The following is a 14,554-nucleotide window of genomic DNA, read 5'->3' on the forward strand; positions in this document are numbered from 1 at the left end:
CAGAATTTCAGACCCCGTGGAGCTTCTCCATGGGGTTTTTCGTTTAGGTGGTGGTGACGCGAGAGGAACGTAGCGTGTTTTTGCGATGCGAGAAGCGGCGCGACGCAGGAACCTGCTACGTGCGCGCTGCCAATGACGATTGATCTTAGTGGGCTCTATCCTCGATCAGATGCGGATCAAAACCTCAGGCCCAGCGCCCGCGCGCTTACTTGCCGTTGAAAAGCCCTGTCACCAGCGCCGGCGTCAACTCGTCGAAGTGGCGGATGATCACTGTCGGCTCCAGGCTTTCGATCGGCACGTCGGAATAGCCGAACGGCACGGCGATCGACGGGATCGCGGCGTTTCGGGCGACCAGAATATCGTTGAGGCTGTCACCGATCATCACCGAGTGCGCGGCACTGCCGCCGGCATTGGCGATCGTGCGCAGCAGGTGGTCGGCATTCGGCTTGCGGATTTCGAACGTGTCGCCACCGGAAACCGCCGCGAAGCGATCGATGAGGCCTAGGCGCTCGAGCAGCCGGTTTGCCAGCATCTCCGGCTTGTTGGTGCAGACTGCGAGCTTGAAGCCCGCCGCCGACAGCCGGTCGAGTGCGTTGAGCATGCCCGGGTAAGGCAGGGAATCACCCGGCATCGAGCCATGATAGAAGTCGACGAACTCCTTCATCTGCCAGGCCAACGCTTCTTCATCGAGCGGCTTGTTGCGAAGCGCAAAAGTCCGCTCGATCATCGCGCGGGCACCGTGGCCAACGAGATGGGTGAGGTCGCGGTAGGTGACCGGCTCGACGCCGGCCTGGGTCACCGCATGGTTGAGGCTCGCCACCAGATCCGGCGCCGTATCGACAAGGGTTCCGTCGAGATCAAAGACGACAATGGGGGAAGACAAGAGGTGAACCTCGCGTAGCCGGAAAGAGTTGTCGTTCGGGTAGGCGAAGTTGCAAGAGAATGCAATGGCAAGTGTGTGTGGGAAGGGACCAGGAATCCGGGCCGGGCCCCTGATTTTGGCTTTTGTTTGCAGCTTTGGGCGTGTAAGTGTCTCAGCGGAAAACGGATGGAGAAGGTGGGTAACCGCATCCACATCCGGTGGGTAAAAAGGGAGCGACTGGCGTATGGACGCCCGCCAAATGAAAATCAAAGCCGCGGCAGCGGCGCTCGAACATGTCGAAGACGGCATGCGTCTCGGCATTGGGACGGGATCGACTGCCGAGGAGTTCGTTCGGCTCCTGGCCGAGAAGGTCGCTGCGGGCTTCCGCATCGAAGGCGTTCCGACCTCCGAGCGTACTGCGCGGCTGTGCCTGGAGCTTGGCGTGCAGTTGAAGTCGCTGGACGAACTTCCGGAACTGGACCTGACGATCGATGGTGCCGACGAAGTCGATGGTCAGTTGCGACTGATTAAGGGCGGCGGCGGCGCATTGCTGCGCGAGAAGATCGTCGCGGCCGCTTCCAAGCGCATGATTGTCATCGCCGATGAATCGAAAGTCGTCGATGTTCTCGGCGCATTCAAGCTGCCGATCGAGGTCAATCCCTTCGGCCAGGTGGCAACGCGCATCGCCATCGAAAAGGTGGCCTCGCGTCTCGGTCTTTCCGGTGACATCTCCGTGCGCAACTCAGGCGACGGCCCCTTCAAGACGGACGGTGGACACCTCATTCTTGATGCATCTTTTGGCCGTATTCCTGATGCAGATGCGCTCGCGGGAGAGCTGAATGCCATTCCGGGCGTGGTCGAGCATGGACTTTTCATAGGCATCGCGTCGCTGGCAATTATTGCCGGACCGGAAGAGGCACGCATTCTGACCGCATCTTGAGCCGGTTCCCGTCGCTCCCTGGGGAGCAGGGGCCGGTGAAGAAAACAGGTTACCACACATGCGGGCCTGGCGGCGGCAATCGCCCCGGCAGCATGCGACAAACACAGGAGCATGGATAAAAATGAACAAACTCGCAGGTCTTGTCCGCACTTTCGCAGCCACCGCGGTTCTCCTTTCTGCATCCATTCCGGTTCAGGCTCAGGACGTGTCCGACGCCCAGATCAAGGCCGCGCGTGCGACCATCGCTGCACTCGGCGTGACCAACAACTTCGACAACATTCTGCCGAACCTCGCCGAGCGTCTGAAGAATACTCTGATCCAGGCTTCGCCGAACTTCCAGGAGCTGATCACCGCGACCGTCGACGAAAAGGCTTTGACCCTGGCAGCGCGTCGCGCCGATCTCGAAAACGAAGCCGCGACGATCTACGCCAAGACCTTTACGCTTGAAGAGCTGAACGCCATTACCGAGTTCTACAAGTCGACGGCCGGCAAGAAGCTTCTGAACGACGGCCCGATTGCTTCGCGCGAATTGTTGAAGGCGGCAGACATCTGGGCAGCCGGCGTGTCGCGCGACCTCAACACCGAAGCCACGAAGTCGCTCGACGCCAAGGTCGGCACTTCGGCTCCGCCACGTATTGAAGGCACCGTTGAGACACCGCCCGCCCAATAATCCGCGGTCGGTCGGAGAGAGCTCGGGTCAGCTGGGCTAAACATCACGTTTTGGGGAGCCCGGAGCAATCCGGGCTTTTCTTTTTCTGCAGTGCAACACTATATGTGCCTGCGACGGGGGACTGCCCCCCGAGCGGGGCGTGCCGCCGGCGAAAATGCCTGGTCCGCGGTCCCCTAATTGTCCTAATTGCAGCTTGCACGACCTTCAGGAGTTCGCCCATGCCCGCTTTCGACTATGACCTCTTCGTAATCGGTGGCGGTTCGGGTGGCGTCAGAAGCGGCCGGCTGGCGGCAAGTCTCGGCAAGAAGGTCGCGATCGCCGAAGAGTTCCGTTATGGCGGCACCTGTGTCATCCGTGGGTGCGTTCCGAAGAAGCTCTATGTCTACGCGTCGCAATATTCGGAACATTTCGAGGATGCGGCGGGTTTCGGCTGGACCGTCGGCGAAAGTCGCTTTGATTGGCAAAAGCTCGTCGCTGCCAAGGAGCAGGAGATCACGCGGCTCGAAGGCCTCTACCAGAAGGGGCTCGCCAATGCCGGCGCGGAGATCCTGCGTACACGGGCTGAGCTTGTCGGCCCGAATACGGTTCGCCTGCTCGACACTGGCAAGACCGTGACCGCCGAACGTATCGTCATTGCTGTCGGCGGCCACCCGACGCCGCATGACGCGCTGCCGGGCCATGAACTCTGCATTTCCTCCAATGAGGCTTTCGATCTGGCGGAACTGCCGAAGTCGATCCTGATTGCAGGCGGTGGCTATATCGCTGTCGAGTTCGCCAATATCTTTCATGGTCTCGGCGTCGAAACGACACTGATCTATCGCGGCAAGGAAATCCTCTCGCGTTTCGATCAGGATCTCCGCCGCGGCCTGCACACGGCGATGGAAGAGAAGGGCATCCGGATCCTTTGCGAAGACATCATCCAGTCGGTCACGACTGACGCCGACGGCAAGCGCGTGGCGCAGACGATGAAACACGGCCAAATCGCCGTCGATCAGGTGATGCTGGCGCTTGGCCGCGTGCCGAACACCAAGGGCCTCGGGCTCGAAAGCGCCGGGGTGAACACGGATGAGCGCGGCGCGATCGTCGTCGACGCCTTTTCGCGCACGAGCGCGCCCGGCATCTATGCCCTCGGCGACGTGACCGATCGCGTCCAGCTGACACCGGTCGCGATCCACGAGGCAATGTGCTTCATCGAGACCGAATACAAGAACAACCCGGTATCGCCCGACCACGACCTGATCGCCACGGCCGTCTTCTCCCAGCCGGAGATCGGCACCGTCGGCCTCAGCGAGGAGCAGGCTGCGCGTCAGTTCGAAGAACTGGAAGTCTATCGTGCCGAGTTCCGGCCGATGAAGGCGACGCTTTCCGGCCGGAAGGAAAAGATGATCATGAAGCTGATCGTCAACGCTGCCGACCGCAAAGTGCTGGGCGCCCACATCCTCGGGCACGATGCCGGCGAAATGGCGCAATTGCTCGGCATTTCGCTGAAGGCCGGTTGCACCAAGGACGACTTCGATCGGACGATGGCGGTGCATCCGACAGCATCGGAAGAGCTTGTGACGATGTATGCGCCGTCCTATCGCGTGCGTAAGGGCGAGCGGGTCGGCTGAGCAGGGCGGTTGCTTTGCTGACGCCGGAAACCATGAATTCTGGTAGGATGCCTTTCCAAGCCATCGCTTAACGTCTATAAGCCCGCATCCGCGAAGTCACCGGCTTCGAGCGGGCGCGAAGGCTTGGCCACGCGCTGAAGCGGGGCGCGCGGACGCAGTGAAATTTCCGAATACCGGGCGGTGTCGAAACCGTCAGGGCGCGACCCGCGCGGACCGACGTCCGCGGCAGACAACAGGTGATCGAAATGGCACAGACTTGGACTCCGAATAGCTGGCGGCAGAAACCCATCCAGCAGGTTCCGGATTATCCGGACCTTGCGGCTCTTGCGGCAACGGAAGCGAAACTCGCGAAGTATCCGCCGCTGGTGTTTGCCGGCGAGGCGCGGCGTCTGAAGACTGCTCTTGCCAATGTTGCCGAAGGCCGCGGCTTCCTGCTGCAGGGCGGCGATTGCGCCGAGAGCTTTGCCGAGCATGGGGCCGACACGATCCGCGACTTCTTCCGCGCGTTCCTGCAGATGGCCGTCGTTCTGACGTTCGGCGCTCAGCAGCCGGTGGTCAAGGTCGGTCGCATCGCTGGCCAGTTCGCCAAGCCGCGCTCCTCCAACATCGAGAAGCAGGGCGACGTCGAGCTGCCGAGCTACCGTGGCGACATCATCAACGGCATCGAGTTCACCGAAGCGGAACGCGTTCCGGATCCGGAACGGCAGATCATGGCCTACCGCCAGTCCGCCGCGACGCTCAACCTGTTGCGCGCTTTTGCGATGGGTGGCTATGCCAACCTCGACAACGTTCATCAGTGGATGCTCGGCTTCGTCAAGGATAGCCCGCAGGCAGAGCGCTACCGCAAGCTCGCCGACCGGATTTCCGAGACGATGGATTTCATGAAGGCGATCGGCATCACCTCTGAAAATCATCCAAGCCTGCGCGAAACCGATTTCTTCACCAGCCACGAGGCGCTGCTGCTCGGCTACGAGCAGGCGCTGACGCGTGTCGATTCCACCTCCGGCGACTGGTATGCGACTTCGGGCCACATGATCTGGATCGGCGACCGTACCCGCCAGCCGGACCACGCCCATATCGAATATTGCCGTGGCATCAAGAACCCGCTTGGCCTCAAGTGTGGCCCGTCGCTGACGGCTGACGGCCTTCTGGAACTGATCGATCTGCTCAACCCGGCCAACGAAGCCGGCCGCCTGACGCTGATTTGCCGCTTCGGCCATGACAAGGTTGCCGAGCACCTGCCGCGCCTCATCCGCGCGGTTGAACGCGAAGGCAAGAAGGTCGTCTGGTCCTGCGATCCGATGCACGGCAACACGATCACGCTCAACAACTATAAGACCCGCCCGTTCGAGCGGATCCTGTCGGAAGTCGAAAGCTTCTTCCAGATCCACCGTGCGGAAGGCTCGCACCCGGGCGGCATTCATATCGAGATGACCGGCAACGACGTTACCGAATGCACCGGCGGCGCCCGTGCGCTTTCGGGTGACGATCTCGCCGATCGCTACCACACCCATTGCGATCCTCGCCTCAATGCGGACCAGGCGCTGGAATTGGCGTTCCTGCTCGCCGAGCGCATGAAGGGCGGCCGCGACGAGAAGAAGCTGGTCGTCAACGGCTGATACTGAGGCATTGCCGCACGGTTCAGATTTTCTGAACCTCGAGCGGTCGCTATGAAATTGACAATGCCGGGCCGGCTCGCGAAGCTGGCCCGGCATTTCTCGTTTCAGGAGGTCGGGGACCATGTCGGATATTCACAGCGGCAGCTGCCTTTGCGCGGCAGTGCGGTTCAAGACGCGGGGCGAACTGCGCGAGTTGATCTTTTGCCATTGCACGCAATGCCGCAAGCAGACGGGCCTCTATTACGCCGCGACCAATGTGCTGGATCGCGACATGGAACTTGAGGGGGCGGAGGACGTGACCTGGTATCGTTCGAGCGATGGCGCGCAGCGTGGTTTTTGCCGCAACTGCGGCTCGGCTCTGTTCTGGAAATCCGATAGCGCCGAATACGTCTCGATCATGGCCGGCGCCTTTGAGAAGCCGACGGATCTCCTACCCGGCTATCACATATTCTGTGCCGACAAGGGCGATTTCTACGACATTAACGACGATCTGCCGAAGTTTGAAGCGGGCCGGTCGTAGGACCGTTCAAGCCACTTCCGGCCGCCAGGCGATGACGCGATCCGTGCGCGCGAACCTCCGGCGACGCCGGGCCGCACTTAGTGAAGGAAATGACCTATTTCGCCAACCGGACTGCACCGTCCGTGGCTCGCTCATAGGCATTGGCCAGGGCCGCGAGCTTTATAGCCTGCCAGCGACAATACTCGTCGACCAGTCCGGCGCTCATCCAAAAGCGTCCACGGGAGCCGTCGTTCGATCGGCCGATGAAACCTGTGTCCTGCGCTTTGGTGAACAGTCTGCGCACGTGCGTGTTGGAGATGGTGTAGTGGTTGGCAAGCTCGGCGAGATTGAGTTCCAGCCAGACCTTTCCGTCCACGGGCGTCAGGCTTTTCGGACGCGCCATGAGGTCATCGAGCAGCAAGCCCCCGCATTCGGTCCAAACGAAGATGGCAACGCCTTCGGGGGGCTCGCTCCAATTCTTGTCGGACAGGAGCATTCGCGCCGCGATCGGCTGCGTGCGTCCAAGGACAGAGGTGTCGGCCTCGACATGTTCCAGACGTCTGCCGCCATCGAGGCGGTCGAGCGTGCCCATTTGGCTCATGAACCAACGCATCATGGCGCTCTCGCTGACTTCCGTCGGCTCAAGTGGGCGAACCTTCTTGTTCGTCCGCTCACCTCTGACATCGCGCAGCAGCTTGTAGGCGAGCAGCTCGGACAGGAATGCGGCTGCCGTGTTCCTGCTTGCGCCGCCGGTCTCGCGCATGAACTTCAACAACCGCGCGGCAGTCACTCCCGAATCGGGGTGAGACGGGTCGCGCTCAAGATGAAGCGCGTAAGCGGCCTGGGTCAGCGTCCATTTCTGGTGGGAGGCGACGAGACGAGCCACACGTGGAAAAATATCATAGACCGCCATCAGATCGCGAGCGCTGATCTGCAGCGTCTCGCGCAGGAGCGGGTTGCGCAGCAATCCGTCCGCCGTGAAGGCGAGCGGTTTCTCCGGTGCAGCATCCCCCTGTTTTGCAACCAACTGCATCTGTCGCGCACGTCTCCCGACGATCTCTCGCATACGCCTCGGGTTCCGATCCCTCGCCACGTGTGCTTCGATACTACTCAACCCATCTGCATGTAGCAGCTCTACCTTGCCCATAACGTGCGAACCCGTCATTTTGTTCGAAAGCATCGGCAATCGATTTTCCGTTGCCAGTCCCTTTGTGCTGTCGCGAGGCTGTTACTGCACCAGTACCGGTGGCTGACATTTGACGCCGGTGACGCGGACATCGGCTTCTCCCACGCGTACCCCCACTAGGAGCAGCAGATTGTAGAGCAGATCGTCCACCGGTTTCGTGACCGCGGCCAAGGTCTGGGCAAGCGCCTGTTGCAGGATAGTCGGGCTGCCGAGCGTCAGGAACAACACCTGAATGTTCAGGTCCAGATTGTTGAGCAGGGTCTTCGTCGTCGACGACAGGATGTCCTTGGTCGAAACGCTCTTGATCGAGCGTGCGGCCACTTCGGCGGGGCTGAAGGTGAGGCGGGACGCTTGAAGGTTCTGCGCCTCGACGTGAGCGATGGCGTCGATCTTGACCGCCAGCGCATCGACGATGCGGGCGCGCTCGACCCGAGCGTCGAAGGAGAAACTCGAAAGCACCTTCGGATTGACGTCACCGACGGCGATCTCAGCGACGCCCGGCACCGCGTCGACGACGACTGCCGCGTTCTCCGGCTTGCCGCCGTAGCAACGGATGTCGGCAAGTTTGGCTTCTGCGTGGGCAAGCTCGACATAGATCGGCAACCGAATGCGCATACCGGCAAGGGCCGCAAGCCCGTCTATGCCCACCTCGACGGCAAGCCGGGTCTGCGCCGTGCGGACCGCTGCTCCTGGGGTTCCCAGGCGATGGCTCGGCGTTTCGACCGGCGGTTCGCCAATTGCGAGTTTCACCGTGGCCGAAGCTATGCCCGGAAGCCCGGCAACCGCGTTAAGCGCGATCTGATGCTCGCCGTTGGCGATGGCGGCGGCGGCCGAGACGATCTGCAGCGCACTCACCTTCATCGTCCAGTCGGAGCCGGCATCGATCCTCATGTCCTTTTTCGGGTCCAGATTGAGGATCTGCGCCAAGGTGAAGGTTTTCTTGTTGTTGGCCGTTGCCAGCTCGATGCTCTTGAGGGCAGAGGTCACCGTACCGGAGAGCCCCTGGAACAGCCGCATCGAAGACAGGAGCTGCGGCAGGGTCAAATTGGCGTCGAGCACGTCTTCATAGGAGGCGGAGGTCAGGCTGAGCTTGGTCGCGACGATCTTCAGGAAAGGCTGGATATCGATGTCGGCGTCGATCAGGGCGGTGTAGTCCATGACCTTCAGCGAAATGTTGGTGCCAAGCATCTGGCCGAGAATGGCATTGAGCAGGCCGTCATTCAGGCTGGCGAGGCGAGAGCCGACGGAAAAGGCGGCAACCTTCGAACTCGCCGCTGTCCCGACCACGCTCAAGTCCGGCGGTGCGGTGAAGAGGGAGGCAAGGAAGATCTGCCCCTTCTTTTCCAGGAGTACCTGGACCGCATCCGAAGGGGCGGCATCCCTGACGAAGCGCTGGCCGGCTGCGACGCCCGGATCGGGGACATACCGTCCACGCGTGACCGTTGCCACGCCGTCGACCTTTTCCGTCCCGACGTCGCCGGGCGGCAGAACCTTGCCATCGACGGTCAACAGGCCGGAGGGCGTCGCAACAGCGAAATTGACATGGTTGTTGGAGAAGTACTTGAGAACAGCCTGCTCGGCGGAGGAGACGTTCGATGCGGCGGCGATGGCAGCAAGATCGACGGTCGACTGCATTTCCTGCTTCTGGACCGTGAGGTAACCGTAGTCGATGCCAAGTCCCATGGAGGCGATCACGAGCGGCATGACGAGAGCGGCGGATATGCCGACGTTGCCACCTCTTGATCGGGCGAGGTGTGCTATTCCCGGCGCTTTCAAACCCATATCAGATACCTCCCAAACGGATCGTAGCGAAGCGCTCGATATTTTCGCTCGGCATGGCGAAAGTGAACATGTTGAAGATCGGGAGATCGCCGGCGTCGTACTTGATCCTCACGGTAAACTGGTTGGCGTTACCAGCATCGTCCTTGACGGTGACCGTCATACGGGACGGCTTGATGAAGGCTTGGTCCATGGTCGTGCGCTGGATGTAGTCCGTGGCAAGGCGTTCTCGCTCGCCTTCGGAAAGTCCGGCAATGGCGGTGCGCGCTGCGTCGGCGGCTATCTGCTGAATGGAGTGGGCCGCGCTGAGGTAGATGCCGTAGGCGATCAACGTCAACACACATAGAAAGAATAGAGGGGCGATGATTGCAAATTCAATTGCGGCAGCGCCATCGCGGCTGCCGAACAGGCGCGTTATTTTGGACATATCAGCAACTCCGACCGAACCGTGACTGCTTTTTCTCTGTCCCTGCGCCTTGACGGTGCTCCCCAAGTGTTAATTTTTCGATACGCTAATAGGTTGTTTCAATAGTCAGAAATAGCCTATTGTTGCAAAATACAAATTTGTGATTGAATTAGGAATCTTGCAGATTCTTGCGCGCTTTAGTGGCTTGTCCGGTGTCTATTCATTGTCGGGTATGTGCCGATACTGGGAAAGCTGGCGGTTAAGATTGGCGATGTCGGTCCTCAGCTCGGCGATCTCGCGCAGTAGCACATCGTCCACCTTGTGGTGCAGGGCGATCAACTCGACTTCCGACTTCAGATTGACCTCATAGTCCTTTGCCGCAGCGAAGCGATCGCGCTCGGCCTGCCGGTTCTGGGACATCATGATGACCGGCGCCTGCAGCGCCGCCAGCATCGAAAGCAGCAGGTTGAGGAAGATGAAGGGGTAGGGATCGAAGGCCCCGGTCACCAGCAAGACGGTGTTGATGATCACCCAGACGACGAGAAAGCCGCAAAAGCTGAGAATGAACCCCCAGGAGCCGCCAATCCTGGCAATGGCGTCGGCGAGCCGGTCGCCGACGGACAGCTCGGCGCTGAACGCGGCATTGGTGTCGGTTGCAACGGTGCGTCGTTCCTTGGCGCGGGTCAGGATGCGGCGCTCGATTTCGCCGAGCTCGGCCATCGGTTTGCCGAAGATGTGCTGCGAGAGTTCGTTCAAATGCGGCATGGCTATCTGCGGAAATGGATCGGACGATATCGAAAGCGTTTCGCGCAAAAGTGTGCGGCGGATTTGCGATAACGACACGGGCAAAAAACAAGAGCCTAAAGCGCAGTGAGCGAATCGGAAAGATCGCGACGCGCTTAAGCGCACCACTTCGACGAGGAAATCAACGGGATAGATGAGAAAGTGCACAGAGCCGGGCGGTTTACCGTCCGGCTCTGTTCAGAGGCCAGTGATGTCGCACGAACGTGTGCGGGTGTGGTTTAGAAGCCTGCGGCGTAGAGATCCGCGTGCGACTTGAAGAAGCGGTCGGTCGAGTAGCGGTTGCCGAACATCATGTCGTGCTGGAGGAAGCGATAGTCGCGCAGCAGGGCCGGGACCTTCGGCTGACGAGACCATTCGGCGACATCCTTGCCGTTCTTGCGGATCAGCATGTAGCGGTCGACGACGCGGTACTGGTCGTGCACCTTGCCGAGGAAGCCGGTATAGTAGGGATGCTCGTAGCCGGACTGCTTGAGGATCTGGTAGGAAAGGAAGGCCGGGCTGATCGTGCCGACATTCTTCTTCGGACCCGTCTTGTTCGACCAGACGACGAGCGGAGTTTCGTGCTGCGCCTTCATCTGGTCCTTCGAGCCCTTGCGCTCCGCGGTCACGCCCTTCATGAAACCGGTGTTGGTGTAGACCGTGTTCAACGGCGGCAGGTGGTCGCCGAAGAGCACGATGATGGTTTCGCGGTCACGTTGCTTGGCCCAGTCCATCAGCTTCTTCAGGCTCTCGTCGGCTTCCTTGACGCCCTGGGCGTAGGTTTCAAGCACCTGGCGATCGCTCTCCGGCAGGTTGCCTTCGACCTTGATGGTATTCTTGGCATAGCGGTTCGGCTCATAGGGGCCATGGCCCTGCAGCGTTACCGCGAAGAAGAAGAAGGGGTCATCCATGGCGTCCGCCTGGCGGATGATCTCCTTGGTCAGGGATTCGTCCGAGGCGAAAATGCCGCGCTTCTGCATCGGCGGCATATTCTCCTCCGACTTGAAGGTGTCGAAGCCGAAGGCCTTGTAGACGGCGGTGCGGTTCCAGAACCAGCTCTGGAACGGATGGATGGCACGCGAAACGTAACCCTCGCCACGGAAGAAGGTGGCAAGCGAGGGGATCGGATTGCGGATGTACTGTTGGTACGGAATGCTGCCATAGGGCAGGAAGGCATTCGAAAAGCCGGTCAGCGCTTCGAATTCGACATTGGCCGTCATGCCGCCGAACTCTGGCGAGAACACGTTGCCAGATTGCATTTCGCGGATCGTCGGCATCGGGTCGGGCGAAAGCTTGACGTTCGGCAGACGGGTCGGATCCCAGAAGGATTCGCTCATCAGCACGATGACGTCGGGCTTGCTGCGGTGGGAGGTGCCGGCCGGCAGCGGCTTGACCGGGATGCGATCGATCGCATCGGCCATGTAGCCGGCGGGCGCGTTGACGTTGGCCATCGGCAGATTGATCGCAAACGCCAGCGCAAAGCCGTTGTGACGATAGTTTTCGGTCTGGTCCCACATGATCGGGATGACCTTCAGGCGATCACGGATCCAGGAGAACTGGTTGTAATCCATGATGTGCCAGAAGGCGAAGAGCAGCGGCAGCGCAAAAGCTGCGCGAGCGATGCGCTCGCGGCGTGTCAGCTTGGGGAAGTTGCGCCAGGCGTAACGCAGCAACAGGCCGATGGTTGTAACGGCTGCGATGAGGCCGACAACGATGCCGACGGCCGTCCACGGACGATCCTTGACAAGCACAGGCATCAATTCGAGGATCTGGCGGCCAAAGAGGAAGTCGGTCGGATAGAGCGGGTCGGAGAGAAAGACCTGCTTCTGCTGGCAGATGATGGCCGGTATGATCGCCAGCGGCGCGAGCACCACGGCGGACTTGTGTTCGCGGCCGAAAACGCCATCGATGGCGAGAAGGATCAGGAAGAATGCACCGATGGTGGTCCATGCGGGGCGCGTCGGATCGAGGAAGTAGGCGACCGTGTCGGCCATGGACTGGCGCACGATCAACTCGACTGCAAAAACGAGGGCTGCCGCGATCGACAGCGAGAACAATGCACTGCGTGCGGAGGTCAGCGTCTTGGCGTGCCGCGCGGCAAATCCGGGTCTACCAGCGTAGACTCGTGATCTCCTCGCTACGGCTGAATCGATATTGGCCAACGTCTTCTCCAATTTCATCAATGTGTCGTGTAACTGTCATACGACTGTCATTTTGAACAGGGGATGAATGACTTGTTCAGGGTGTTTGGAAACAGGTTTTCGTGACGTGAGGACGCGCGAGCCGGCGCCGATAACAAACCGGAAACGCAGAATTTTTTGGAATTTTTCGCTTCGCGGCGATTGGCTGTGGGCATTTTCGCGCGGATTGCGCTAAAGATCGGGGCGAAAGTCAGACGCATTCGTTCGAGAACAGACCGACAGGCCCGCTCATGACCGCTCACAAAGCCGCTCCCACCCTGCTTCGTATCGCAATCGCCCAGCTCAATCCGACCGTCGGCGATATCGCCGGAAACCTGGCGAAAGCGCGTGAGGCGCGCGCCGATGCGGCGCGCCAGGGCGCCGACCTCCTGCTGCTCACCGAGCTCTTCATTTCCGGCTATCCGCCGGAGGATCTGGTTCTCAAGCCTGCTTTTCTCAAGGCCTGTTTACAGGCGGTGGAAAAGTTGGCCGAGGAGACCGCCGACGGCGGCCCGGGCGTCATTATCGGCTTCCCGCGCCTGGCCAAGACCGGGCGCCACAATGCCGTCGCCGTGCTCGATGGCGGCAAGATCATTGCGGTACGCGACAAGGTCGATCTGCCGAATTACGGCGAGTTCGACGAGAAGCGGGTGTTCGACCAGGGCGAGATGCCAGGGCCGGTCAATTTCCGCGGCATTCGCATTGGTATCCCGATCTGCGAGGACATCTGGGGCGATCTTGGTGTGTGCGAGACACTGGCGGAAAGCGGCGCCGAAATCCTGCTGTCACCGAACGGCTCGCCCTATCATCGCGGCAAGGTGGACGTGCGCCATCAGGTCGTGCTCAAGCAGGTGATAGAGACCGGCCTGCCGATGATCTATGCCAACCAGCTCGGCGGTCAGGATGAACTGGTGTTCGACGGCGCGAGCTTCGCCTTCAACACGGACAAGTCGCTCGCCTTCCAGATGAGCCAGTTCGAGGAGGCGCTGTCGATCGTCGAATGGAAAAAGGGCGACAATGGCTGGCACTGTGCCGGCGGCCTGCAATCGCGCCTGCCGGAGCGGGAGGAGGCAGACTATCGCGCCTGCATGCTCGGCTTCCGCGACTACGTCAACAAGAACGGTTTCAAGAACGTCGTGCTCGGCCTGTCCGGCGGCATCGACTCGGCGATCTGCGCAGCACTTGCCGTTGATGCGCTCGGCGAGGAGCGGGTACGCACGATCATGCTGCCTTACCGCTACACCTCGAAGGACTCGCTGAAGGACGCCAAGGATTGCGCCGAAGCGCTCGGCTGCCGCTACGATATCGTGCCGATCGAAGAGCCGGTCGAAGGATTTCTCGGCGCGCTGGCCGATATGTTCGAGGGCACGGAATCGGGCATCACCGAGGAAAACCTGCAGAGCCGCACGCGCGGCACGATCCTGATGGCCGTCTCCAACAAGTTCGGCTCGATGGTGGTCACCACCGGCAACAAGTCGGAAATGTCGGTCGGCTACGCCACGCTCTATGGCGATATGAACGGCGGCTTCAATCCGATCAAGGACCTCTACAAGATGGAGGTCTATGGCATCTCGCGCTGGCGCAACACCACCGTGCCGCCGGGCGCGCTCGGTCCATCCGGCGTGGTCATCCCGCAAAACATCATCGACAAGGCGCCGTCGGCCGAGCTTCGCCCCAACCAGACGGACCAGGATTCACTGCCGCCCTATCCGGTGCTCGATGACATTCTGGAGTGCCTCGTCGAAAAGGAGATGAGCACGGAGGAGATCGTTGCTCGTGGTCATGACGAGACAACGGTACACCGCATCGAACATCTGCTCTATATCGCCGAATACAAGCGCCGACAGTCGGCGCCCGGCGTGAAGATCACCAAGAAGAATTTTGGCCGCGATCGGCGCTATCCAATCACCAACCGGTTCCGCGATCGGGGATAGACGGTGAGCGCATCCCCGAAGGGCGGGACGGCAAGGAAAGCCAGCCGGAGTTCACCGAGGAGGAAATCCGGCTGATCCGGCTGTGG

The 14,554-nt window shown here is 60.7% G+C and carries 12 protein-coding genes; 6 read left to right on the top strand and 6 right to left on the bottom strand.

The window, feature by feature from the left end:
* Positions 1-205: 205 nt before the first annotated feature.
* Complete coding sequence (locus ASD02_RS15810; protein WP_025427241.1) at positions 206-883, bottom strand: HAD family hydrolase; 678 nt, start codon at positions 881-883, stop codon at positions 206-208.
* A 223-nt stretch (positions 884-1,106) separates the two neighbouring features.
* On the opposite strand from ASD02_RS15810, the gene rpiA reads away from it, so the two are divergent.
* From rpiA to ASD02_RS15835, 5 genes are all read left to right on the top strand, one after another.
* Positions 1,107-1,802: a ribose-5-phosphate isomerase RpiA gene (gene rpiA, locus ASD02_RS15815; RefSeq protein ID WP_025427240.1), complete on the top strand. Its 696-nt coding sequence runs from the start codon at positions 1,107-1,109 to the stop codon at positions 1,800-1,802.
* A gap of 121 nt (positions 1,803-1,923) precedes the next feature.
* On the top strand, positions 1,924-2,472 hold the full coding sequence (locus ASD02_RS15820) for a DUF2059 domain-containing protein (protein ID WP_025427239.1): 549 nt from the start codon (positions 1,924-1,926) through the stop codon (positions 2,470-2,472).
* 218 nt (positions 2,473-2,690) lie between these two features.
* A complete protein-coding gene (gene gor, locus ASD02_RS15825) occupies positions 2,691-4,082 on the top strand; it encodes a glutathione-disulfide reductase (protein WP_025427238.1) in 1,392 nt (463 codons plus the stop codon).
* A 245-nt stretch (positions 4,083-4,327) separates the two neighbouring features.
* Positions 4,328-5,701: a 3-deoxy-7-phosphoheptulonate synthase class II gene (locus tag ASD02_RS15830; RefSeq protein ID WP_025427237.1), complete on the top strand. Its 1,374-nt coding sequence runs from the start codon at positions 4,328-4,330 to the stop codon at positions 5,699-5,701.
* 121 nt (positions 5,702-5,822) lie between these two features.
* Positions 5,823-6,221 carry a GFA family protein gene (locus ASD02_RS15835; RefSeq protein ID WP_025427236.1) on the top strand — a complete coding sequence of 133 codons (399 nt, stop codon included), beginning with the start codon at positions 5,823-5,825 and terminating at the stop codon, positions 6,219-6,221.
* 94 nt (positions 6,222-6,315) lie between these two features.
* Here ASD02_RS15835 and ASD02_RS15840 read toward each other — a convergent pair whose 3' ends face one another.
* From ASD02_RS15840 to ASD02_RS15860, 5 genes are all read right to left on the bottom strand, one after another.
* A complete protein-coding gene (locus ASD02_RS15840; protein ID WP_038576148.1) occupies positions 6,316-7,266 on the bottom strand; it encodes a hypothetical protein in 951 nt (316 codons plus the stop codon).
* Positions 7,267-7,428: 162 nt separating this feature from the next.
* Complete coding sequence (locus tag ASD02_RS15845) at positions 7,429-9,168, bottom strand: pilus assembly protein TadG-related protein (protein ID WP_025427234.1); 1,740 nt, start codon at positions 9,166-9,168, stop codon at positions 7,429-7,431.
* Between the two features lies 1 nt (position 9,169).
* Entirely contained in the window at positions 9,170-9,592 is a 423-nt protein-coding gene (locus tag ASD02_RS15850; RefSeq protein WP_025427233.1) for a TadE/TadG family type IV pilus assembly protein, read from the bottom strand.
* Between the two features lie 195 nt (positions 9,593-9,787).
* Positions 9,788-10,336: a DUF1003 domain-containing protein gene (locus tag ASD02_RS15855; protein ID WP_025427232.1), complete on the bottom strand. Its 549-nt coding sequence runs from the start codon at positions 10,334-10,336 to the stop codon at positions 9,788-9,790.
* A gap of 257 nt (positions 10,337-10,593) precedes the next feature.
* Complete coding sequence (locus ASD02_RS15860) at positions 10,594-12,516, bottom strand: LTA synthase family protein (protein WP_057220817.1); 1,923 nt, start codon at positions 12,514-12,516, stop codon at positions 10,594-10,596.
* 269 nt (positions 12,517-12,785) lie between these two features.
* Between ASD02_RS15860 and ASD02_RS15865 the strand changes: the two genes are divergently transcribed.
* Positions 12,786-14,468: an NAD+ synthase gene (locus ASD02_RS15865; RefSeq protein ID WP_025427230.1), complete on the top strand. Its 1,683-nt coding sequence runs from the start codon at positions 12,786-12,788 to the stop codon at positions 14,466-14,468.
* Positions 14,469-14,554 lie beyond the last annotated feature (86 nt).

Origin of the sequence: Ensifer sp. Root1252, assembly GCF_001425885.1 — a bacterium.
Lineage (GTDB): Bacteria > Pseudomonadota > Alphaproteobacteria > Rhizobiales > Rhizobiaceae > Ensifer > Ensifer canadensis.